General features: G+C 59.8%; 18 protein-coding genes. 13 read left to right on the plus strand and 5 right to left on the minus strand.

All coding sequences use genetic code 11. From position 1 onward, the window contains the following. Positions 1 to 40 precede the first annotated feature (40 nt). The 13 genes from fmt (at position 41) to secG (ending at position 16,099) form a co-directional block, all read left to right on the plus strand. Positions 41 to 985 (plus strand): methionyl-tRNA formyltransferase, encoded by a 945-nt coding sequence (fmt, locus tag QWU44_RS02495; RefSeq protein ID WP_370914114.1) that lies wholly within the window; start codon positions 41 to 43, stop codon positions 983 to 985. After that, entirely contained in the window at positions 982 to 2,535 is a 1,554-nt protein-coding gene (locus tag QWU44_RS02500; protein ID WP_370914115.1) for an RsmB/NOP family class I SAM-dependent RNA methyltransferase, read from the plus strand. The genes fmt and QWU44_RS02500 overlap by 4 nt, the downstream gene beginning before the upstream one ends. Positions 2,536 to 2,579: 44 nt before the next feature. After that, positions 2,580 to 3,239 carry a ribulose-phosphate 3-epimerase gene (gene rpe, locus QWU44_RS02505; RefSeq protein ID WP_370914116.1) on the plus strand — a complete coding sequence of 220 codons (660 nt, stop codon included), beginning with the start codon at positions 2,580 to 2,582 and terminating at the stop codon, positions 3,237 to 3,239. A 108-nt stretch (positions 3,240 to 3,347) separates the two neighbouring features. Then, positions 3,348 to 3,884, plus strand: coding sequence for a PH domain-containing protein (locus QWU44_RS02510; protein ID WP_370914117.1), 537 nt, complete (start codon positions 3,348 to 3,350; stop codon positions 3,882 to 3,884). Between the two features lie 43 nt (positions 3,885 to 3,927). Beyond that, positions 3,928 to 5,991 carry an excinuclease ABC subunit UvrC gene (gene uvrC, locus QWU44_RS02515; protein WP_370914118.1) on the plus strand — a complete coding sequence of 688 codons (2,064 nt, stop codon included), beginning with the start codon at positions 3,928 to 3,930 and terminating at the stop codon, positions 5,989 to 5,991. A gap of 35 nt (positions 5,992 to 6,026) precedes the next feature. Next, a complete protein-coding gene (gene rapZ / locus QWU44_RS02520; RefSeq protein ID WP_370914119.1) occupies positions 6,027 to 6,941 on the plus strand; it encodes an RNase adapter RapZ in 915 nt (304 codons plus the stop codon). Positions 6,942 to 6,951: 10 nt separating this feature from the next. Next, positions 6,952 to 7,965 carry a uridine diphosphate-N-acetylglucosamine-binding protein YvcK gene (yvcK, locus tag QWU44_RS02525; RefSeq protein WP_370914120.1) on the plus strand — a complete coding sequence of 338 codons (1,014 nt, stop codon included), beginning with the start codon at positions 6,952 to 6,954 and terminating at the stop codon, positions 7,963 to 7,965. Positions 7,966 to 8,045: 80 nt separating this feature from the next. After that, entirely contained in the window at positions 8,046 to 9,032 is a 987-nt protein-coding gene (gene whiA, locus QWU44_RS02530) for a DNA-binding protein WhiA (protein ID WP_370914121.1), read from the plus strand. 423 nt (positions 9,033 to 9,455) lie between these two features. Further along, on the plus strand, positions 9,456 to 10,460 hold the full coding sequence (gene gap / locus QWU44_RS02535; RefSeq protein WP_370914122.1) for a type I glyceraldehyde-3-phosphate dehydrogenase: 1,005 nt from the start codon (positions 9,456 to 9,458) through the stop codon (positions 10,458 to 10,460). Positions 10,461 to 10,640: 180 nt separating this feature from the next. Next, on the plus strand, positions 10,641 to 11,855 hold the full coding sequence (gene pgk, locus QWU44_RS02540; protein WP_370914123.1) for a phosphoglycerate kinase: 1,215 nt from the start codon (positions 10,641 to 10,643) through the stop codon (positions 11,853 to 11,855). A gap of 72 nt (positions 11,856 to 11,927) precedes the next feature. Next, positions 11,928 to 12,710, plus strand: coding sequence for a triose-phosphate isomerase (gene tpiA, locus QWU44_RS02545; RefSeq protein WP_370914124.1), 783 nt, complete (start codon positions 11,928 to 11,930; stop codon positions 12,708 to 12,710). Positions 12,711 to 12,914: 204 nt separating this feature from the next. Next, positions 12,915 to 15,665, plus strand: coding sequence for a phosphoenolpyruvate carboxylase (ppc, locus tag QWU44_RS02550; protein ID WP_370914125.1), 2,751 nt, complete (start codon positions 12,915 to 12,917; stop codon positions 15,663 to 15,665). Positions 15,666 to 15,862: 197 nt separating this feature from the next. Then, positions 15,863 to 16,099 (plus strand): preprotein translocase subunit SecG, encoded by a 237-nt coding sequence (gene secG / locus QWU44_RS02555; RefSeq protein ID WP_370914126.1) that lies wholly within the window; start codon positions 15,863 to 15,865, stop codon positions 16,097 to 16,099. Positions 16,100 to 16,255: 156 nt separating this feature from the next. Here the strand turns inward: secG and pgl are convergent, their stop codons facing one another. From pgl to tkt, 5 genes are all read right to left on the minus strand, one after another. Beyond that, positions 16,256 to 17,008 carry a 6-phosphogluconolactonase gene (gene pgl, locus QWU44_RS02560; RefSeq protein ID WP_370914127.1) on the minus strand — a complete coding sequence of 251 codons (753 nt, stop codon included), beginning with the start codon at positions 17,006 to 17,008 and terminating at the stop codon, positions 16,256 to 16,258. Between the two features lie 27 nt (positions 17,009 to 17,035). After that, positions 17,036 to 18,004 carry a glucose-6-phosphate dehydrogenase assembly protein OpcA gene (locus QWU44_RS02565; RefSeq protein WP_370914128.1) on the minus strand — a complete coding sequence of 323 codons (969 nt, stop codon included), beginning with the start codon at positions 18,002 to 18,004 and terminating at the stop codon, positions 17,036 to 17,038. Positions 18,005 to 18,050: 46 nt separating this feature from the next. After that, positions 18,051 to 19,607, minus strand: a complete 1,557-nt coding sequence (gene zwf, locus QWU44_RS02570; RefSeq protein WP_370914129.1) for a glucose-6-phosphate dehydrogenase — start codon at positions 19,605 to 19,607, stop codon at positions 18,051 to 18,053. Positions 19,608 to 19,705: 98 nt separating this feature from the next. Next, positions 19,706 to 20,785, minus strand: coding sequence for a transaldolase (tal, locus tag QWU44_RS02575; protein WP_370914130.1), 1,080 nt, complete (start codon positions 20,783 to 20,785; stop codon positions 19,706 to 19,708). Between the two features lie 178 nt (positions 20,786 to 20,963). Beyond that, entirely contained in the window at positions 20,964 to 23,063 is a 2,100-nt protein-coding gene (gene tkt / locus QWU44_RS02580; protein ID WP_370914131.1) for a transketolase, read from the minus strand. Between the last annotated feature and the right edge of the window lie 71 nt (positions 23,064 to 23,134).

A 23,134-nucleotide genomic window follows, 5' to 3' on the forward strand; every position in this document is an offset into this window, starting at 1 on the left:
TGTTGACCGTTTATCCCTATAGTAAGGATGCTCCCCGCCCATGCGCCTGGTTTTTGCCGGTACTCCGGAACCCGCTGTCGTCGCCTTAGAGAAACTCCTCGCCTCCAACCATGACGTTGTCGCGGTTATCACGAGACCGGATGCCAGGCGGGGGAGAGGCCGGACGCTGCACCCGTCACCGGTCGCGGAACTCGCCACCGCCAACGGCATTGAGGTTTTGAGACCAACGACGCTGAAACCGGGTACCGCCGACGGACAGCTACTGCGCTCCCGATTAATGGAGCTCGCACCCGACTGCATTCCTGTGGTCGCCTACGGGAACCTCATCACCCCTGATCTGCTGGAAGTGGCTCCGCACGGGTGGGTAAACTTACACTTTTCTCTGTTGCCGGCGTGGCGTGGTGCGGCTCCCGTTCAAGCTGCCATCGCAGCCGGAGATATCGAAACGGGTGCGGTGACCTTCCGCATCGAAAAGGGACTGGACACCGGCCCGGTGTTCGACCGGATTCTGGAACCGATCGGCTCGGATGACACCGCGGATGACCTTCTCACCAGGCTCGCGCACAGGGGTGCAAAACTTCTGGTGGATACGATGGATGGACTCGGCGACGGAACACTCATCCCTGAGCCCCAGTCCGGTGACGCCACCTATGCATCAAAGATCTCGAAGGAAGATGCCCGGATTGACTGGAACTCGGATGCATCGGTCATTGGTCGACGAATCCGGGCGTACACTCCAGTGCCCGGTGCCTGGACGACCCTGAACGGTCAGCGCATGAAGATTGGGCCGGTCACTGTTATCGATCAGGACATTACTGGGACTCTGGCCCCCGGAGAAATCCGGTTGACTGCGGCCGGAGTCACCGTCGGGACCGGAGACGGATGTGTGGTGCTTCAACAGATACAAGCCCCCGGAAAGAAAATGATGGATGCGATGGACTGGGCGCGTGGCGCTCATCCGGAAGAAGGAACGGTACTCGTATGAGCTTGGACAAATCCGGTGGTTTCCGTGCACGGAGTGGCGGAAGCCGACCGCAATCTGATCCCTCGGCAACCTCGAGGACGGGCGGAGCGTCCCGCTCTGCCAGCCATCCGAAGAAACAATCCGGGACTTCCACCCGACGCCGGGACGGACTGCCTCAACGAACGGAGGCATCGAAGAAGGGCAGGCCCCAGACACCTGCATCCGTGCGGCCTCTCACCCCGGGCGTTGATATGCCTCGTGCTGCAGCGCTGCATGTCCTTCGTGCGGTACGTGCCGATGACGCCTATGCGAACCTCGTGTTGCCAGGGCTCCTCCGAACGCACGGGATCACTGATCGTGATGCTGCGTTCGCGACTGAACTCACCTACGGTACGCTTCGCCAGCTCGGAGTCCTGGATGAGATCATTGACGCCGCATCAAGTCGGCCTGTGGAGATGATCGATGGGGAGTTACTGGATGTTCTGAGGCTTTCCACTTACCAGCTTCTCAATATGCGCGTCGGGGCTCATGCCGCAGTGGATAGTGGGGTTCGGTTGGCGGAGGGAATCGGGCAGGAACGGGCCAAAGGATTCGTTAACGCGGTCCTCCGCACGATTTCGAGGAAGTCTCCGGAGACCTGGATGATGGAACTTGCACCCCGGGAGGAGATACCTGCGGTCGCGTTTGAACACGCACATCCGGTGTGGATCGCGGAGAGTTTCGCCAGGGTCATTGGTACAGGTGAGCTGGCGAGTGCACTCGCAGCGGATTCTGCGCGACCGAGGGTCCATCTTGCGGCACGTCCGGGAGAGATCACGGCAGAGGAACTCGCGCTGGTCACCGGCGGTGAGCCCGGACCCTATTCGCCCTACGCGGTTCACCTTGATTCGGGTGATCCCGGGGATCTGGAACCACTGCGGGAACGCTTGGCCACGGTCCAGGATGAGGGAAGCCAGGTCATCGCTCGTGCGGTGGTTGAAGCTCCGCTCGACGGCCCGGACGCCGGTCGTTGGCTTGATCTGTGTGCTGGTCCGGGTGGGAAAGCTGCACTCATTGGGGCGCTGGCACGTGTTGATGGAGCCCGGGTCGATGCAGTCGAGGTCTCTGAGCATCGTGCCAGGCTTGTCCGGACGGCGACCAGTGGACTTCCTGTGGATGTTCATACCGCTGACGGTCGTTCACCGGGTCTGATCCCCGGGTACGACAGGGTACTCGTTGATGCCCCGTGTTCTGGGCTGGGTGCGCTGCGTCGACGCCCGGAGGCGCGGTGGCGGAAGTCTGAGTCGGACATCGCGGGTCTGGCGGAGCTGCAATTCGAGTTGTTGTCAAGCGCAGTTTCACTCACACGTCCGGGTGGTGTGGTTGTGTACTCGACCTGTTCGCCGGATCTCAGGGAAACCAGAGGCGTCGTCGATCGGGCGCTCGTTGAATGCGATGTCGTGGAGCTGGATGCCCGTGAACTCGCCTGTGGGATGTCCGGTACCGGGGAAAACCTGAGTGTGCAGATGTGGCCGCATCGGCATGGAACCGACGCGATGTTCTTCGCGGTGTTCCGGGTTGGCGGGAGCTGATCCGTTACTGTGCGTAGCAGGGGGCAGAGCGATAGGATGGCGACATGTCACAGCCGATCATCGCACCGTCAATCCTGTCCGCCGACTTCACCAGACTTGGCGAGGAGATAGCCAGGGTATCGGATGCGGACTGGATCCACGTGGACATCATGGACGGCCATTTTGTCCCCAATCTATCGTTCGGGGCGATGATCACCGCTGCTGCTCATCGGGTCACAGACATCCCTCTCGATGTCCACCTGATGATCGAGAATCCGGAGAAATGGGTCGATGACCATATCGAGGCCGGAGCACACACCGTCATCTTCCACATTGAGGCCACCGACGATCCGGTCACCCTCGCTCGGCACATCCGGGAGAAGGGGGCTCGAGCCGCCTTCTCCCTACGGCCGGGTACCCCGATCGAGGAGCACCTACCGATCCTCGATGAATTCGACCAGGTTCTCGTCATGAGCGTCGAGCCAGGCTTCGGCGGGCAGGCATTCATGCCGGATCAGCTGGAGAAAGTTCGCACCCTGCGTCGAATCATCGATGAACGTGAGCTAGAGTGCACCATCGAGATCGACGGTGGTATCTCCCGTGACACTATCGCCGCGGCCGCCGCTGCGGGATGCGATGCATTCGTTGCGGGGTCAGCCGTCTACGGTGCCGGGGATCCGAATGCCGAGATAGGCCATCTGCGCAGACTCGCGGCGGAAGCCTGATCAAGCTATCTGAAGCGTACCCGAAGGTCCGGAGTTCTTTACCGGATGACGGGGAGGGAGGGCTAGACTGTTCCACGAAACATGGCCGTAACAATGAACAGAGATTGAGTGGACGTGAACCCAGAGGGCAAGACCAACGGAGTCGAGGACAGCGGCGTCGACATCCAGCGTATACTCGCCGCGGATACCCCTACGACCACCGACCGTCCCTGGGAGCTTGTTGTTACTTCCCGTCGTCTCAGGTTCCTCGCGATGGTGGCTGTGATCGTGGTGATGGCTGTTCATATTTTCATGGCTTTTGCCGTCGCGGTTGGGGATACCGGCGCAGCGGTGACGACCGTCGATCAGTGGTCCTTTGTCGGCGTTGGTTTAGTTATAGCTTTTTTCTGCATCGGTATCGCTCGTCCGCGGGTCCGTGCCAACTCTGATGGCGTCGAGGTCAGGAATTTCATCGGCACCCGCTTTTACCCCTGGTCGGTGATTTACGGTCTTTCCTTTCCCAGAGGGGCGCGTTGGGCGCGACTCGAGCTCCCGGAGTTCGAGTTCGTACCAATGTGGGCATTCCAGTCCGCCGATGGGGAATCCGTTGTCGAAGCCGTATCCCACTTCCGCGACCTCGAGGACGCGTACATGCCGGAGGACTAGGGTAAACCTGATGCGCGCACCATGTGTGATGAGTCGGTGACCTGTGGCTGACCCGGCTACCTATCGCCCGGCGCCAGGGAGCGTTCCCACGGACCCGGGAGTCTACAAGTTCCGTGATGCCTCGGACCGTGTTGTCTACGTCGGTAAGGCCAAGAATCTCCGTTCGCGACTGTCCAGTTACTTCCAGGATGTGACTCAACTGCATCCCCGGACCCGGCAGATGGTTTTCACCGCATCGTCAGTTGAATGGACGGTAGTGTCCAGTGAGGTTGAGGCCCTTCAGCTCGAATACACCTGGATCAAACGTTTTGATCCTCGTTTCAACGTCAAATACCGCGATGACAAGACCTATCCGATGCTCGCGGTCACTGTCGGAGAAGAAGTCCCGAGGGCCTTCGTCTACCGTGGTCCCCATCGGAGAGGAGTGCGGTATTTCGGTCCTTACAGCCACGCCTGGGCAATTCGGGAGACCCTTGATCTGCTGATCCGTGTCTTCCCTGTCCGAACCTGTTCCAAGGGGGTGCTGAACCGGCATCGTCAACTCGGTCGCCCTTGTCTGCTCGGATACATCGACAAGTGCTCTGCCCCGTGCGTCGGCAGAGTGAGTCCGGAAGAACACCGGGAGATCGTCGATGGTTTCTGTTCCTTCATGGCGGGACAGACTGACCGGGTGACTCGCCGCCTCGAACGCCAGATGCGGGTTGCCGCGGAAGCTCTCGACTTCGAGCGTGCTGCACGTCTGCGGGATGATCTCGGAGCGATCACCAAGGCGATGGAGAAACAGGCGGTGGTCCTGGGGGATGGGACCGACGCTGACGTCATCTGCTGCGCGACTGACGAACTGGAGGCCGCCGTCCAGATCTTCCATGTCCGAGGTGGACGTATCCGTGGACAACGCGGTTGGGTCGTGGAAAAAAGCGGTGACACTGAGTTGGATATCGCCGAGGATGGGCATGATCCGGCGGTACCACGGATCATTCAGAACTTTCTCACCCAATTCTATGGGGATGCCGCTGAGCGCGCGGTGGATGAGCGCTACCGCCACGATGCGGATATTCGTCGCCGTGGTGTCGACAAGTTGTCCCACAGTAGTGAAGAGACAACCTCGGATCATCTGACTCCTGTCCCCCGGGAGGTTCTCGTCCAGGTACTTCCGGAGGACCCGGCGGAAACCGCTGACTGGCTAAGTACCCTCAGAGGGGCACGAGTCGATCTCCGCGTACCTCAACGAGGAGACAAGCGTGCGCTTGCAGACACCGTCGAACGCAACGCCAGGGAGGCGTTGAAACAGCACAAGCTCAAACGGGTCGGTGACCTCACGGCACGATCTGCAGCGCTCAGGGACATTCAGGATGCGCTCCTGATGGAAGATGCTCCCCTCCGGATCGAGTGCACGGACATCTCCCACATAGCGGGTACTGATGTCGTGGCGTCACTGGTCGTTTTCGAGGACGGACTTGCTCGAAAGTCCGACTACCGGCGCTACCGGATCCGGGATGCTGCGGGCGATGGACACAGTGATGATGTCGCATCCATCGCGGAGGTGACCCGGCGTCGTTTCCTGCGCCATCATGGTGGCTGCACCGCAGTACCCGAAGCGGAGGAATTTGACGGCACTCGCTTCGATGACGAGAAGATCGAGGAGCAGTCCACGGATGGGAGAAGGTTCGCCTATCCACCGAATCTATTTATCGTTGATGGTGGTTTACCGCAGGTTAATGCAGCTCAGGCTGTGTTTGATGAGCTCGGTATCACTGACATAACACTCGTCGGGCTGGCTAAACGGCTGGAGGAGATCTGGGTACCGGGAGACAGCGAACCGGTTATTCTCCCGAGAAACAGTCAGGCCCTCTACCTGCTCCAGCAGATTCGTGATGAGGCGCACCGTTTCGCCATCACTTACCACCGACAACAGCGGAGCAAGCGGATGCGGGTCAGTGAACTCGACGGAATCAGGGGGCTCGGGGCCGCGCGCCGTACCGAACTCGTGCGCCATTTCGGTAGCGTCAAAAAACTGAAGGCCGCGAGCGTTGAGGAAATCACCGCAGTCAAGGGGTTCGGCCCCACCCTCGCGAACACAGTGTATCGGAGTTTGCATCCGGAGTAGGTTCCTTGTGTGAGTCCCTGGGATAGGATGTGGACATGACAGTCGATTCGCGTGAAGGTTCCTCTGAGCGTTGTCGTGATCACTCGATTGAGAGAGATCCCGTTCTCGTCACCGGAATGTCGGGTGCAGGCCTCAGCTCCGCGGCCCGGGTTCTGGAGGACTTGGGCTGGTACGTGTCGCAGAATCTGCCGGCTGGCCTGATGGTGGAACTCGTCGAACTGTGCCGACGGGATGACTCGCCGGTGGACAAACTCGCGATGGTCACCGATGTCCGGTCGCGGAGTTTCCATGGAGGACTGCAGCAGGTGCTCGGTGAGCTACGCCAGAAGGGGATCAATCCGACGATTCTCTTCATGGATGCGCGAGATGACATGCTCATCCGCCGGTTCGATACCGTGCGTCGTACTCATCCGTTGCAGGGGACAGACACGCTAAGTATCGGTATCGAGAGGGAACGGGAAGCGCTTGCCGGGATCAAGGAGCGCGCGGATGTGGTCATCAACACCTCCGATCTTTCGGTGCACGATCTCCGCCGTGCCATAGAGAGCTCTTTCGCCACGATCGACAATATGCGCCAGCACGTCACAGTACAGTCCTTCGGGTTCAAGAATGGCGCTCCGGCGGACGCAGACCTCGTCGTGGACGTCCGTTTCCTCCCCAACCCCTACTGGGAACCTGAACTCCGTCCGTTCCGTGGTGTCGACAAGCCGGTCAGTGATTATGTCTTGGCGCAGCCGTCCGCCAAGGAATTCATCGACAACTTCGTATCTATGTTCACCACTATGGTCGAGGGATATCGCCGCGAAGGTAAGAGTTTCATCACCGTTGCGGTCGGATGTACCGGGGGACACCATCGGTCGGTCGCGGTGGCCGTTGAGATCGCTCGTCGGCTCGATGGAATAGAGGGCCTGGACATTTCGGTCAATCACCGTGACATCTGTCGTGGCTGAGAGGCGAATGATGAGTGACAGCGCCTGCACGACGTCCCCGGAACTCCGCCGCCTGACTTGTCTTGGTGGAGGTCATGGTCTGTTCCAGACACTGAGGGCGGGACGTCACCTCAATGTTGACGAGATCACTGCAGTCGTGACTGTGGCCGATGACGGTGGTTCATCAGGGCGAATCCGGCAGGAACTCGGGCAGATACCGCCCGGAGATCTGCGAATGGCGCTGGCCGCACTCTCCCGTGACGATGATGAGGGGCGTATGTGGGAGGAAACTCTCCAACACCGTTTTGGTGGTTACGGGGCGCTTGCGGGACATGCAGTGGGAAATCTTCTCATTGCGGGATTGACAGATGTACTCGGAAGCGAGGTAAAGGCGTTGGACGCCGTCGCCACGTTGACCCGTTCGCATGGTCGGGTTCTCCCCATGTGTGAACAGCCGTTGGAGATTGAAGCGGAGGTGGCGGGACTCGGTGATGAGCCGATGGCGGTTCGCCCGGTCCGGGGGCAGGTCGCGGTCGCTTCGACGACCGGCAACGTTCGTCGGGTAAAGCTATTTCCGGAGCGTCCCCGGGCGGGTGTGGATGCGGTTGCCGCGATCAGGTCCGCCGACATGGTCACCCTCGGGCCCGGATCATGGTTTAGCTCGGTCATCCCACACATCCTCGTCCCAGACATTGTACGGGCGTTGATCGAGACGGATGCGTGTCGTGTGGTCGTCCTCAATCTAACGGCTGAGCCGGGCGAAACCGCTGGATTCTCCACGGAACGTCACATCCACATGTTGACTCAGCACGCACCGGATCTGCGTGTTGATCAGATCATCATCGATTCGACGATGATCTCCAGTGAAGTGGAGCGCCGCTATCTGGCGCGCGCGGCCGCCACAATCGGCGCAGATGTCGTCTTCGAACCGGTTCGTGCCGGTGATGGTGACGGTGGCTGGGTCAACCGCCATGATCCTGTCAAACTCGCGGAAGCATTTCGCCGAGTTTATGCGCGCCACATGATTGGGGGAAGTCGACGGTAGGATCGACGGGTCGCCCCGAAGTTCCGTCCACCGGACGGGAAACCGATGGGGAATCCAGTGAATGAGGGGAGCCAGATACCGTGGCGTTGACGACGCGGGTTAAGGAAGAACTGGGACGTGTCGCGATCAAACGCGACGCGCAGCGGACTGCAGAACTCGCTTCTCTGCTCCGCTTCACCGCAGGTATCCAGGTGCTCGGGGACCAGATAGTGGTCGAGGCGGAGGTGGAGTCGATGGAGATCGCACGACGTATCCGGGACTCCATCAGGTATCTCTATGATCGCGAGGCTATCATCCATGCTGTTGGTGTGGAAGGCGCCCGACGAACCAGACGGTACACCGTGACGGTGTCTGACGGTGCCGGGGAGATTGCCAGGAGAGTGGGACTGGTCTCGCCGTCGGGACACTTTGTCAGGGGGCTGCCGCCCCGGGTCGTGTCCGGCACTGTGTCTGATGCGGAAGCAGCCTGGCGTGGTGCGTTCCTCGCGAACGGTTCACTCACTGAACCCGGAAGGAGTTCGGCGCTCGAGGTCACGTGCCCCTGCCCCGAGGCTGCCCTCGCGCTCGTCGGATGCGCACGGCGTCTGGGTATCACCGCGAAGACGAAGGAAACCCGCGGAACCGAGCGCGTGATCATCCGTGATGGTGCGGCGATCGGTGCGCTCTTAACAAGAATGGGTGCTCAGCGTACGCGTCTGGAATGGGATGAACAGCGCATAAAACGGGAGGTTCGGACCACAGTCAATCGCCTCGCGAACTTTGACGACGCGAACCTGCGTCGATCGGCTCGTGCGGCGGTGGCCGCGGCAGCCAGGGTGGAACGAGCCCTGGAGATCCTCGGGGAGGACGTTCCCGATCATTTGGCGGAAGCCGGACAACTGCGGGTGCAGCACCGCCAGGCGTCCCTGGAGGAGCTGGGGCGGCTCGCCGATCCACAGATGACGAAAGATGCGGTGGCAGGGCGGATCCGGCGCCTGCTCTCGATGGCGGATCGGCGGGCGGTGGAACTCGGGGTTCCCAAGACCACGGACGTTGTCACGGACGGATTGTTCTCGGACGGATCCTGAGCTGTGATCTGGAGCTGACGTGAGTCGGCTCCGTTGGCGCTGGTGTGCCGGACGGCAGCGTTTTACCACGGTGTGACGAACTGCACATTTCTAGCTACCATGTGTTTGATCTGCCCGGCTGGGACGAAAAGATCCCGCTATTCGGGGGTGATAGGCATCTCGGAATCCTGGTTGATGCAGGCAGGGGGTTTTCGGTACCAAAATTCACCGTCCGTGCGGTGTGGGATTTCAAAAGTCGGCCGAGAGTGTTCTGTCCGTTCGGATGCCCGTATATGTCTATTTCTGGTTCGACTGTGCCCGGTTTCACTGCGCGCTTCGGCGGACGCCGGTAGAGTGAGAGCCATCAGGGATGAACGCTTGAACTGCCCGGTTTGGGGTCATCCCGATGGATCAAAAGTTCCAACAGGACATAAGGAGATCACAGTGACGGTTCGTGTAGGCATCAACGGCTTCGGTCGCATCGGACGCAACTACTTCCGCGCAATTCTCGAGCGCGGCGCCGACATCGAGGTTGTTGCAGTCAACGACCTGACCGACAATAAGACCCTGGCGCACCTGCTCAAGTTCGACTCCATCCTCGGTCGTCTCGGCCAGGACGTCGACTACGACGATGAGTCGATCATTGTCGGTGGTAAGCGCATCCTCGTCACCGCAGAGCGGGACCCGAAGAACCTCGGCTGGGGCGAGAACAATGTCGACATCGTCATCGAGTCGACCGGTTTCTTCACTGACGCCAACGCAGCGAAGGCCCACATCGAAGCGGGAGCGAAGAAGGTCATCATCTCCGCTCCCGCAAAGAATGAGGACGCTACCTTCGTTGTCGGTGTCAACCACACCGATTACGATCCCGAGAAGCACGAGATCATCTCGAACGCTTCCTGCACCACCAACTGCCTGGCTCCGATGGCAAAGGTGCTGGATGATGCCTTCGGTATTGAGCGTGGCCTGATGACCACGATCCACGCCTATACCGGTGACCAGCGTCTGCAGGATGCGCCGCACAGTGACCTCCGCCGTGCACGTGCCGCAGCCGTCAACATCGTTCCCACCTCAACGGGCGCAGCCAAGGCTGTCGCCCTGGTCCTCCCGCAGCTCAAGGGTAAGCTCGATGGTTTCGCGATGCGTGTCCCGGTCCCGACCGGTTCCTGCACGGACCTCACTTTCACAGCTTCGAAGGAAGTTTCTGTGGATGAGGTTAACGCCGCCATCAAGAAGGCTGCTGAAGGTGAAATGAAGGGCATCCTCGCCTACTCCGAGGAGCCCTTGGTCTCCACCGACATCGTCACCGACCCGCATGCCTCTATCTTTGACTCCGGCATGACCCGCGTCATCGGTGACCAGGTCAAGGTCGTCTCCTGGTACGACAATGAGTGGGGTTATTCCAACCAGCTCGTTACCCTGACCGAATACGTCGGCGAGCGCCTCTAGTCCGGAGCGGAAACTTCCGCTGTCCGGGCTGACGCCCTGAATACGCTAGCGGCCCGGGATGTGCACCTTCTTTCAGTGGTGCCCCCGGGCCGTTCGCGCACGCGGCATCCGGTACCGGCACCGTTCCCTGACCGCACCACAACAAACACTCAGACTCAACCTGAACCTCAAGGAGAATCAATGACCGTCAAGAACCTCAATGATCTGCTCAACGAAGGCGTGGAAGGCCGTTACGTTCTCGTCCGTTCGGACTTCAATGTTCCACTGGACGAGAACCGTGTGATCACTGACTCCGGTCGCATCACCGCGTCACTGCCGACGCTCAAGAAGCTTGTGGACGCGGGTGCCAAGGTCATTGTTATGGCCCACCTCGGTCGTCCGAAAGGTGAAGTCAACGAGAAGTACTCCCTCGCGCCGGTCGCTGAAGCTCTCTCTGAGGAACTCGGTCAGTACGTGGCACTCGCCGGTGACGTTGTTGGTGAAGACGCCCATGAGCGTGCCAACGGATTGACTGAGGGCGATGTTCTCCTGCTCGAGAACGTTCGTTTCGACCCCCGTGAAACGAGCAAGGATGCCGGGGAACGTGGTGCATTCGCTGACCAGCTCGTCGCCTTAACGGGTGAGAACGGTGCTTTCGTATCAGATGGATTCGGTGTTGTTCACCGTGCGCAGGCTTCCGTTTATGACGTAGCACAGCGGCTCCCGCACTATGCAGGACAGCTTGTCGAGAAAGAAATCAAGGTTCTCGGTGAGGTTGCGGCTAATCCGGCGAAGCCCTATGTTGTCGTTCTCGGCGGATCCAAGGTCTCCGACAAGCTCGGCGTCATTGAAGCCCTCGCCCCTAAGACGGATGCCCTGATCATTGGTGGCGGGATGTGCTACACCTTCCTCGCAGCCAAGGGGCACAACGTACAGCAGTCCCTCCTCCAGGAGGAGATGATCGATACCTGTCGTGATCTGTTGGACCGATTCGGGGATTCTATCGTGCTGCCCATCGATATCGTTGCCGCAGAGAAATTCGACAAGGACGCCGAGAAGCAGATCGTCGATGTCGCTGAGATTCCGGAGGGATGGATGGGACTGGACATGGGGCCGAAATCGGTTGAACTGTTCGCTGCGAGGCTCGCGGACGCCAAGACGATTTTCTGGAATGGTCCGATGGGGGTCTTTGAGTTCCCGGCCTTCGCCGAAGGCACGAAGGGAGTCGCACAGGCGATGATTTCCGCGACCGAGAACGGTGCATTCTCAGTCGTCGGAGGCGGCGACTCTGCAGCTTCCGTCCGGACCCTCGGCCTCGATGAGAACGGTTTCAGCCACATCTCCACCGGAGGTGGGGCATCACTCGAGTTCCTCGAAGGCAAGACCCTGCCGGGCGTCAACGTCCTGGAGAGCTGACTCAACATTCACGCCGTCCGAGCTGGCGGCGAGAACGTCACCCGATAAACCACCACTAAGAAAGGTCCGAAGATGGCACGTACCCCCCTCATCGCCGGCAACTGGAAGATGAATCTCAACCACCTGGAGGCCATCGGCGTCGTCCAAAAACTCGCTTTCGCGCTCCCCAAGGACTACTACGACAAAGTCGATGTAGCGCTGACGGTTCCGTTCACGGACATCCGTTCCGTGCAGACCCTCGTAGACGGTGACAAACTCCGGATCACCTATGGTGCACAGGATGTGTCCCGGCACGAATCCGGTGCATACACCGGAGAGGTCTCCGCGGAGATGCTCGCCAAACTTGGTTGTTCCTGGGTCGTTGTCGGCCATTCGGAACGGCGTGAGTACCACGGAGAATCCGATGAGCTCGTCGCAGCCAAGGCCGCGACCGCGCTGAAACACGGGATCAGTCCCATTGTGTGTGTTGGCGAGCCACTGGAGGTCCGTGAAGCCGGGAAGCACGTTGACTACGTTGTCGCACAGACCCGTGCGTCCCTCGACGGCCTAGACTCTGAGCAGCTCGCGAAGACTGTTGTCGCCTACGAACCCGTCTGGGCGATCGGGACCGGCAAGGTAGCCAGTGCTGATGACGCCCAGGAAGTGTGTGCCGCTATTCGTGCCACCATCCGTGAACTCGCTGACGATGAAGTCGCTGACGGAATGAGGATCCTCTACGGTGGATCAGTGAAGGCGGACTCCGTCGCTGAGATCGTTGGGAAGCCTGACGTTGATGGTGGTCTCGTTGGTGGGGCTTCACTCAACGGTGAAGATTTCGCCAAGCTTGTCGCCAACGCCGCAAGCCCGGCGGCCTGACATCATCGATAGTTCGGGCGAACCCGAGCTATCACCCCGCGTGCCCGGCGTCATCCACGCGACCGACACCGTGATCACCGGTTTCGGTTCCGTCGAGATGGCGCCGGGCTTCGTGCTGTCCATATCACCCAGCAGAACCCGTTACCGTACCGGCGCCCGGCTTCATCCACCGGCTCCACCGGCAGACTGATAAGGAAAAATACCGTGCAAGAACAACTTCGCGAGGACATCCGGCATCTCGGGCGCATTCTCGGGAACGTCATCCGTGAGCAAGAGGGTGACGCCATCTTTGACCTTGTAGAAGGCGCCCGGCGTGCGTCATTCGCCGTGGTGAAGGGGGAGCGGACCCTCGACGATCTCGTCGCGATGTTCCGGGACCGCGACACCGACACGATGATCAAGGTCGTTCGTGCTTTCTCGCATTTTGCACTTCTTGTCAACCTCGTCGAAGACCTCAACGACGAGAACACCCGGCAAGCTGTACTCGATGGTGGTGCGCCCGCACCCGATTCGACGCTGGAAGCCACCTGGGTCAAGCTAAAGGAAGCGAACATCAGCGCAGAGGCGGTCGCTGAAGCGATTGCCACAGCCGAGGTTGCTCCGGTTCTTACGGCGCATCCCACGGAAACGCGGCGGCGAACCGTGTTCGATGTCCAGAAGCACATTACTGCGTTGATGCAGGAGCGGCACGACATCGCATCTCGCCCCCGGAATGTCCGCACCGAGGCGCGCAAGGTCGAGATCGATCGTGCGATCCAACGACGGATCACGATTCTCTGGCAAACTGCGTTGATCAGGGTCGTCCGCCCTCGGATCGAGGATGAGATCGAGGTCGGACTCAGGTACTACAAACTGAGTCTGCTCCGCCAGATCCCCGACATCAACCACGATGTTCATCATGAACTGCGGCAGAGATACGGAAACGCCATCCCGGCGACAGCCGTGGTCAAGCCAGGTTCCTGGATCGGCGGTGATCACGACGGAAACCCGTACGTCACCGCGAAAACCCTCCGTTATGCAACGACCCGTGCCGCACAGACGGTTCTGAAGTTCTACGCGACGCAACTCCACAAGCTCGAGCACGAACTGTCGCTCTCGGACCGTCTGTCTGAAGTCAGTCAAGACCTCATTGCGCTGGCTGATCGTGGACACAATGACATACCCAGCAGGGTCGATGAGCCCTACCGACGGGCGGTACACGGTATTCGCGGACGCATTGCCGCGACACAGGCGAAGCTCATCGGTGCCGACTCGATCGAAGGTACCTGGTACCAGGTGCATGCACCCTACGAGAATCCGGAGGAGTTCGCGGCGGAGCTGGATGTCATTGACTCAGCCCTCCGAGATTCCTACGACGGACTCATCGCGGACGACCGCCTCGCACGGATACGCTCGGCTGTCGAGAGCTTCGGATTCCATCTTTATTCGCTGGATCTTCGGCAGAATTCCGAGTCCTTTGAGAACGTACTCACTGAGGTGTTCTCTCGTGCCGGTGTCACCGGGGATTACGGTTCCCTCGATGAGAACTCCAAGCGGGAGCTCCTCATTTCCGAACTTTGTTGCCCAAGGCCTCTTATTCCACCCCATCCGCAGAACTTCAGTGAAGAGACACAACGGGAGCTCGACATCATTGCTGCGGCCGCTGATGCCGTCGCGAAATTCGGGGAGCGGATGGTTCCGCACTGCATTATATCGATGGCCCAGTCGGTCACGGATATCCTCGAACCGATGGTCCTTCTCAAGGAATTCGGACTCATCCGGATCGAGGATGGTCTGCTTCGGGGAACCGTTGATATTATCCCGTTGTTCGAGACCATCGAGGACCTCCAGGCAGGTGCCTCGATCCTCCAGGATATCTGGGGTGTGTCCTTGTACAGGTCCTATGTGAATCAGCGTGGCGGGATACAGGAGGTCATGCTCGGATACTCCGACTCGAACAAAGATGGCGGCTATTTTGCTGCCAACTGGGCGCTCTATGATGCAGAACTCGACATAGTCGAGGCCTGCCGTCGTAACCAGATTCGACTCCGGTTCTTCCACGGCAGGGGTGGAACAGTGGGCCGCGGTGGTGGCCCCAGCTACGATGCCATTCTCGCGCAACCTGATGGTGCCGTCTCCGGGTCTGTCCGAATCACCGAGCAGGGAGAGATTATCTCCGCGAAGTACGGCCATCCGATCACGGCCAGGAGAAATCTTGAAGCGTTGGTGTCCGCGACACTCGAAGCTTCGCTCCTCCCGGTCGATCATCTCGCGGACCCAGGTCGTGCACATGAGATCATGCGGGAGATTGCTGCACTTTCCCGACGGAAGTACTCGCAGCTCGTCCACGAGGATCCCGGCTTCATCGAGTATTTCACCACTTCGACACCGCTTCAGGAGATCGGGGCACTGAATATCGGATCCAGACCTTCAGCCAGGAAGCAGACATCGTCAATAGATGATCTCCGGGCGATCCCGTGGGTGCTGGCATGGTCACAGTCCCGTGTGATGTTGCCCGGCTGGTTCGGTGTGGGGACCGCGCTCCGGGAGTGGATCGGTGAGGATCCGCAACGACTAGCGGAGATACGGCAACTTTACCGTGACTGGCCGTTCTTCACCTCGGTGATGTCGAATATGGCGCAGGTAATAGCCAAAGCCGAAATGCCGCTCATGAAGCTCTATTCCACACTGGTGAAGGACCGGAAGGTAGCTGAGCGGATCTCCGGGACAATAGCTGCGGAATACGATCTGACAATCGACATGTTTCTGACGGTGACTGGCGCAGACCGTCTGTTAGCAGACAATCCGACACTCGAACGCTCGGTTCGGAGCAGGTACCCGTATCTTCTGCCGCTCAATGTCATCCAACTTGAGCTGCTCCGACGTTACCGCGCGGGCGAAAGTGATGCAGGTGTACCAGAAGGTATCCAGTTGACCATGAATGGACTCGCCACTGCTCTTCGTAACTCGGGATAACCGTGAACTACGCTACTGTCCGGAACCCGGATACCTAGCTGCGTTCCGGATTAGCGGTGCGACCACCATCTTGTCGGTTGCACCGTGTAAGGTGGTAGCGGAAAGCCGTTGATACGGCGATGCCCCCGGCCGAGAGCCTTCGAAGAAATCCAGCCGGGACCTACACGTTTCTCCACAATCTAAGGATCCACGTTTCCATGGTGCTTACGCTTCAGATCGTTCTCTTTCTTTCCTGTTTAGGCATGACCATGTTCGTGTTGCTGCACAAAGGTAAGGGCGGCGGTCTTTCGAGCCTCTTCGGTGGAGGAGTTCAGTCGAATCTCTCCGGCTCCACAGTCGTGGAGAAGAACCTCGATCGGGTGACCATCATCTGTGCGGTGATCTGGATTGTCTGTATCGTCGGGCTCAACCTCATTCACGCCTACGTGAGCTGACGTATTATCCGGAAAGCAAGCAAAAGAGAACCACAGGAACGCTCTCCCGTCTAGAGAGCGTTCCTGCGGTTCTCTTTCGCTTGCACCCGGGCACTGGCCGATGAGCATCTTCACCGCACACGACGCCGCCCGGGCGTCGCTCACCGTGGTCGCAGATCAGCAGGCTGCTGAATCATCGAGGAAGAGAATCGTTTCGGTGCGCCCCCGGACCCCGGCAGCAGGCCAATCCTCGGCTGCAGCACCGGACCTGACAGCTTTAGCGGCCTCCTTCTTCTCTTCTCCTGCTACGAGCAGCCATACCCGCTCCGCACGGTTGACGGCGGGGAGTGTTAGTGTGACCCGTTCTGCAGGAGGCTTCGGGGAATTGATGACCGGGGCGACCAGGCGTTCGGTTTCCTCTACCGCAGGACTGTGCGGGAAAATAGAGTTGATGTGGCCTTCTCCACCCATGCCGAGGAGATGGAGATCAAAGCCACGGGGGGCGAATACCGACAGATCGCGTTCGAGGTTCTCGGCGGCGACTGACAGGTCGATCTCCCCGAGTCCGTACCCGTGAATATTACCGTCTGGGATGTCCACGTGGTCGAGGAGCGCGGCACGTGCCTGGCCTTCATTTGATTCAGGATCCGTTACATCGACATTGCGTTCATCGCCGAAGAAGACGTGGATGCGTGACCAGTCGATGTGTAGCACCGGAAAGTCCTGACTCATTGTTCTAGCGGTCGCGTCGAACTCAGCAAGCCGGTTGAGCAGACCAATTCCGGCGCCACCACCGGTGAGGACGATGCGGGCGATTCCGTCACCGTGCAGACCTCCGGTCGCTTGGGCTGAGGCAATGACTTGAGTCATGCGTGTTGCGGTGGTGTCGATGAGGGCAGTGAGGTCAGCGACGCGGATGATTTCGACCATGCGGATTCCTAACGTGGGTGGTTTCGATCAGTCGGTGAAAGCGTCAACGTAATGGACGCGGTTCAGTCCGCGTAATGCTCGGGCGTATGCGAGATCAGGGTCGAGGTGGCGGAGTTCCTCGGCCAGGCAGTCTGCCTGGCTACGGCGGCCGAGGGCTACGAGACCGTAAGGTTCACCGTCGACCGTGACTTCTAGTGTTTCAGCATCGCGAACTTCCACGGTGATGGTGGACCGACTTCGGAAGAGGACAACACGGGTGATGGCAATGCATTCACGACCATCGGCGTCCACGGGAATGGCATCCTGTCCCGTCGAATGGCGAACAATGTTGATACCGAATCTGTCAGCGAGCCAGCCTGCGGCGAGATCGACGCTGGGGGAGTCGGCCGGCCCGTGGATTTCAGCATCAAGGATCCCCTCGTGGGGTGGCTGGTCGAGAGTGGATGCGACGATACCCCGCCACTGGGTGATCCGGGACCACGCCATGTCTGAGTCACCGGGACTGTAGTGGTTTCGGCGTCGATAGATGGAGTCCTCGGGTGGGTCGTAGAGCGCATCAGTGATTCGACGCGCGGCGATGTCGCCGATCGGGTCGGCGGAGGGATTGACGGGTGCCGTTCCCGGCCACCACGCGACGATGGGGGTATCGGGTAGCAGGAGCGGAGTTACGACTGCCTCAACATGGTTGGCGACTTCTCCATTGAGACGCATGAGGATGATCTCGGATGCACCGGCGTCACCACCAATTCTGATCTCGGCGTCGACCGTGGATTTTTCGGCCGAGGGATCCCCGATCACCATGACGAGAACCCGCGAGGGATGTTCACGGGATGCATCGTTCGTGGCCTTTATGAGACATTCGATGTCATCGTCGGCGTCGGCGACAACGATGAGGGTGAGTACCCGTCCTGTGGTGACCTGCGCGCCCGATTCGCGGATTGACACCAGTTCGGCGGCGATCTCCCGGGTGTCGGTGTCGGGCAGTTTGAAGATCATGGGAGCCTTTCGACTTGCAACGGCATGATTGGATGAACGAGGGGGATCAGGGCCGACGCCAGGTTCGATCCTCGCGGGCGAGCATTTTTTCCGCGGACAAAGGACCCCAGGTACCCGCCTCATAGTCTTCCGGATGGCCGTGTTGTTTCCAGAAGTTGAGGATCGGGTCGAGTATCCGCCAGGAAAGTTCCACCTCCTCGTTGGTGGGGAACAGACTCGACTCGTCCAACAGAGCATCGAGAATGAGACGCTCATAGGCTTCGGGAGATTCTTCCGTGAATGCCTCCGAATAGGAGAAGTCCATGTTGACGTCCCTGACCTCCATCGTGGATCCGGGTACCTTAGACCCGAAACGCATGAGTACTCCCTCATCAGGTTGGACACGAATGACGACGGCATTTTGACCGAGGGCTGATGTCATGACGTCACCGAAAGGAAGATGAGGGGCGGGTTTGAAGATCAGGGCGATTTCCGTCACTCGCCGTCCGAGGCGCTTACCGGTGCGGAGGTAGAAGGGTACACCGGCCCAACGTCGTGAATTGATCTCCAAAGTGCAGGCCGCGTAGGTCTCGGTGTCGGAGTCCTGCGAAAAGCCCTCTTCCTCTCGGAGTCCGGGAACTCTGGTCGAACCCTGCCAACCTGCGGTGTACTGACCCCGGGCAGTGGTTTTAGCCAGTGGTTGAACCGGTGCAGTAGCGCGGAGAACCTTGATTTTCTCAGCCTGGAGTTCCGACGGAGTGAAATCCACCGGCTCCTCCATCGCGGTCAGGGCGAGAAGTTGGAGGAGGTGGTTCTGGATGACGTCTCGGGCGGCACCGATTCCGTCATAGTAGCCTGCACGGCCTCCAAGTCCGATATCTTCGGCCATGGTGATCTGGACGTGGTCGATGTAGTGACTGTTCCAGAGGGGATCGAAGAGTTGGTTGGCGAACCGCAGAGCCATGATGTTCTGGACAGTTTCTTTACCCAGGTAATGATCGATACGGAATACGGAGTCCTCCGGGAACACTGCATTAACCACGCGGTTGAGTTCATGCGCGGACTCCTGGTCGTGGCCGAAGGGTTTCTCGATGATAACCCGGCGCCAGGAATTATCCGGGGCCTTCGCCATACCCGATCTCTTCAACTGGTTGCAGACATCCGAGAAATAATCTGGTGGGACAGACAGATAGAAGCCCCAGTTACCAGCGGTCCCCCGAGTCCGGTCAAGTGTCTCGAGTTTTGCTCCGAGTTTGTCGAAGGCCTCGTCGTCACGGAAACTACCCTGAACGAATTCCATTCCCTCGGCAAGCCGTTCCCATACACTCGATCGGACCTCGGTACGGGCGCTTGCGATGACGGCGTCATGGACGTAGGCCTCGAAGTCCTGCTTCGACCAGTCGCGCCGACCGTAACCGACGAGAGCGAATCCTGCGGGGAGGAGGCCGCGATTGGCCAGGTCGTAGATGGCCGGGAGCAGCTTCTTACGGGCCAGGTCACCGGTGACCCCGAAAATGACCATGCCGCATGGTCCGGCGATCCGGGGCAGGCGCTTGTCCTGGCGGTCTCGCAGAGGGTTGAACCAGGGCGCGTTATCGGGGACGCCGGTCAGAGTATTACTCACGGTTATGTCTGCCTGCTTCGTCTTTGGATGGGATCCGCCGTGGACGTCGTTGGCTCGACGGCGGGAGGTAGGGCGGAAGGTACTGTCTACTACGCGCTTCAGAGGCGCTGCCTCATGGATTCGAGAAGTTCATTCCAACTCTGCTCGAATTTCTCGACACCCTCACGTTCGAGCACGGCAAAAACATCGGCGAGGTCGATTCCGACTGCTTCAACAGCCGAAAGGAGTTCCCGGGAGTCATTGGCACGGTCCGTGAGGGTGTCGCCGTGCAGGCCGCCCTGCTCCAGAACTGCGTCGATCGTCGGCTCTGGCATGGTGTTCACGGTCTGCGGTCCTGCGATCTCCGTCACATATAGAGTATCCGGGTAAGCGGGGTTTTTGACGCCTGTCGACGCCCAGAGTGGACGCTGTACGGTCGCGCCCTGCGGCAGATCAGTATCGGCGAAGGAGGTCCGGAACAGATCGTAGGCGAGGCGTGTGTTGGCGATTCCCGCCTTACCGCGGAGGGAAAGAGCTTCGTCAGTACCGATCTCTTCCAGTCTGCGGTCGACTTCGACGTCAAGGCGGGAGACGAAGAGGGAAGCGACCGACTGGATTTTGGAGACGTCGTGGCCGTTTTCTGCAGCAGCCCGGATTCCAGCGATATATGCCTCGATGACCTCGCGATATCGCTCGCAAGAGAAGATTAAAGTGACGTTGACACTGATACCTTCGGAGAGAGCCTGCGTGATCGCGGGGAGGGAACCGGGGGTCGCTGGAATCTTGATTAGGAGATTCGGCCGTTCTACGCGTTCCCACAGTTCACGAGCCTGGATGATCGTGGCTTCTGCGTCATCGGAGAGTCGAGGATCCACCTCAATGGAGACTCGACCGTCTACCCCTCCGGTTCGTTCGAAGGTCTCCCGGAACACGTCGCAGGCACGACGGACATCGTCAACCGCCATCGCGTAGACCGCGGTGTCGGCGTCGACGCCTTCTGACTTCAAGGCTGCGATCTGTTCGTCGTAGGCGGTACCCCGGGTCATTGCGGTAGCGAAGATGGCGGGGTTGGTGGTCACTCCGACGATGGATTTAGATGCGACGATCTCCTCGAGGTTGCCGCTGTCGAGGCGGTCTCGGGAGAGGTCATCGAGCCAGGTTGCGGTACCGATCTCGGCGAGTTCATCGATGTGGGTCATGGTGGCGGCTCCTAGTAAGGACAGGGGGAATCGTCTGTTCCCTCGGCTTCGAGAGACGAGGGTAGTCGTGTTTCCGTGGTGATGCAGCGTTCGACTGCATCTGTGACACCGATCCGGGCCACCCCGATCACCGTTGGCGGTGTCAGGGATGGCCCGGCCGGAATGATTGTCCCGGATGTTAGATGGCGGCGGAGAGGGATTCGTGTGCGGCAGCGACAACCGCTTCGGTTGTGATACCGAACTCTGCGAAAAGCTTCTCGTAAGGCGCGGAGGCACCGAAGTGCTCCAACGACACCGGACGCCCAGCGGTGCCGAGCCAGCGGTACCACGGCATCGCGACACCGGCTTCGACGGACACCCTTGCAGTCACAGTCGACGGGAGTACGGACTCGATGTAATCGGAGTCTTGCTCCGCGAACCAGTCCATGCAAGGAACGGAGACGACACGGGCCGAGATTCCCTCGTTCTCGAGGACCCTGGCAGCGTCGACCGCGAGCTGTACCTCAGAGCCGGATCCCATGAGAATGACATCGGGGAGCGCCTTCGATCCTTCAACCAGAATGTAGGCACCACGGGCGACACCTTCATCAGCCTTCTCCGCCGTACCTTCGAGGACGGGAACGTTCTGGCGGGTGAGTGCCAGTCCCTTAGGGCCTTCACGGTAGAGCAGGGAGTGTTTCCAGGCTGCAGAGGTCTCATTGGCATCGGCGGGCCGCAGCATGGAGAAGTTCGGGATCGCACGGAGACTCGCGAGCTGTTCGATCGGCTGATGGGTCGGGCCATCCTCGCCGAGGCCGATGGAGTCGTGAGTCCATACGTAGTAGGCATCAGTGCCCATGAGGGCGGCAAGACGGACAGCGGGGCGCATGTAGTCGGAGAAGATCAGGAAAGTTCCACCATAGGGGCGGGTACCACCGTGAAGAGCGATCCCGTTCATTATGGACCCCATCGCGTGTTCGCGGATACCGAAATGGAGATTCCTTCCGTAAGGCTCCGCAGTCCAGGTGTCGGTGGTGATGTGCTCCGGTCCGAAGGACGGTGCTCCCTTGATCACAGTGTTGTTGGATCCGGCTAGATCCGCGGAACCGCCCCACAGCTCGGGAAGTGATGCTCCGAGAACCTGGAGTACCGCTTCAGAGGCTTTCCGGGTTGCAACACCCTTGGCATCCGGTTCCCAGGTGGGCAGATCATCAGCCCACCCCTCGGGAAGTTCACGAGCGGCGAGCCGTTCGAAGAGTTTCTTGCGTTCGGGGTTCGCTGTCGCCCACGCCTCGAACTTTTCATTCCATGTTCGGGTCTTCTCCGCACCGCGTTCGGTGAGGGAACGGGTGTGTGCGAGAACTTCCTCATCGATGTGGAAGGACACCTCCGGGTCAAAGCCGAGGACCTTCTTGGTTGCAGCGACCTCGTCATCACCCAGGGCTGCTCCGTGCACGGCCCCGGTGTTCATCATGGTCGGGGCCGGATATCCGATGATCGTACGGACACGGATGAAGGAGGGACGACTGGTGTCTGCCTTGGCTTTCTCGATGGCAGCCTCCAGAGCCACCACGTCCTCACCGGACTCGACCTCGAGGGTCTGCCAGCCGTAGGCGGCGTACCTGGCGACGGTGTCCTCCGTGAAGGCGATCTGGGTGTCATCCTCAATCGAGATCCGGTTGTCGTCCCAGAACACGATGAGGTTACCGAGGGCCTGGGTTCCCGCGAGGGAACTCGCTTCGCTGGTAACGCCCTCCTCAATGTCCCCGTCCGAGGCGATGCAGAAAATGTGGTGGTCGAAGGGGGACTCTCCGGCGGCTGCTTCCGGGTCGAAGAGGCCACGTTCACGACGGGCCGCCATCGCCATACCGACCGCAGAGGCGAGCCCCTGGCCGAGAGGACCGGTGGTGATCTCTACACCGGCTGTGTGTCGGTACTCGGGATGCCCGGGGGTCTTGGCTCCCCAGGTTCGAAGTGCCTCAAGGTCCGCCATCTCGAGGCCGAAACCCCCGAGGAAGAGCTGGACGTACTGGGTCAGGGAGGAATGACCGCAGGAGAGAACGAAACGGTCGCGGCCCGCCCAGTTCGGAAGATCAGGGTTGACGTTCATGGCCCGCTGGTAGAGGGTGTATGCCAGCGGTGCGAGACTCATTGCGGTTCCGGGATGTCCGGAACCGCAATTCTGCACCGCATCAGCAGCCAGAATCCGTGCCGTATCGACGGCGCGGGTGTCTAGGTCGCTCCAATCCGCAGGGTAATTGTGGCGAATGGATTCCTTCAGTTCATCAGACAGGGTCACGGTCCGGGTCCTCGTTTCATTCGGGTCGCCAGAAGGACTGGCTGGGATCATTAACCACGGAGTCGCCCGCG

It is taken from the genome of Corynebacterium sp. CCM 9203 (assembly GCF_041357675.1).
Lineage (GTDB): Bacteria > Actinomycetota > Actinomycetes > Mycobacteriales > Mycobacteriaceae > Corynebacterium.

Bases quoted from the DNA above. Each gene is read 5' to 3' on its own strand.
- yvcK (WP_370914120.1), top strand. From the start codon at position 6,952: ATGAGTGACAGCGCCTGCACGACGTCCCCGGAACTCCGCCGCCTGACT.
- rpe (WP_370914116.1), top strand. From the start codon at position 2,580: ATGTCACAGCCGATCATCGCACCGTCAATCCTGTCCGCCGACTTCACC.
- tpiA (WP_370914124.1), top strand. From the start codon at position 11,928: ATGGCACGTACCCCCCTCATCGCCGGCAACTGGAAGATGAATCTCAAC.
- pgk (WP_370914123.1), top strand. From the start codon at position 10,641: ATGACCGTCAAGAACCTCAATGATCTGCTCAACGAAGGCGTGGAAGGC.
- rapZ (WP_370914119.1), top strand. From the start codon at position 6,027: ATGACAGTCGATTCGCGTGAAGGTTCCTCTGAGCGTTGTCGTGATCAC.
- fmt (WP_370914114.1), top strand. From the start codon at position 41: ATGCGCCTGGTTTTTGCCGGTACTCCGGAACCCGCTGTCGTCGCCTTA.
- pgl (WP_370914127.1), bottom strand. From the start codon at position 17,008: ATGGTCGAAATCATCCGCGTCGCTGACCTCACTGCCCTCATCGACACC.
- QWU44_RS02500 (WP_370914115.1), top strand. From the start codon at position 982: ATGAGCTTGGACAAATCCGGTGGTTTCCGTGCACGGAGTGGCGGAAGC.
- QWU44_RS02565 (WP_370914128.1), bottom strand. From the start codon at position 18,004: ATGATCTTCAAACTGCCCGACACCGACACCCGGGAGATCGCCGCCGAA.
- secG (WP_370914126.1), top strand. From the start codon at position 15,863: ATGGTGCTTACGCTTCAGATCGTTCTCTTTCTTTCCTGTTTAGGCATG.
- tal (WP_370914130.1), bottom strand. From the start codon at position 20,785: ATGACCCACATCGATGAACTCGCCGAGATCGGTACCGCAACCTGGCTC.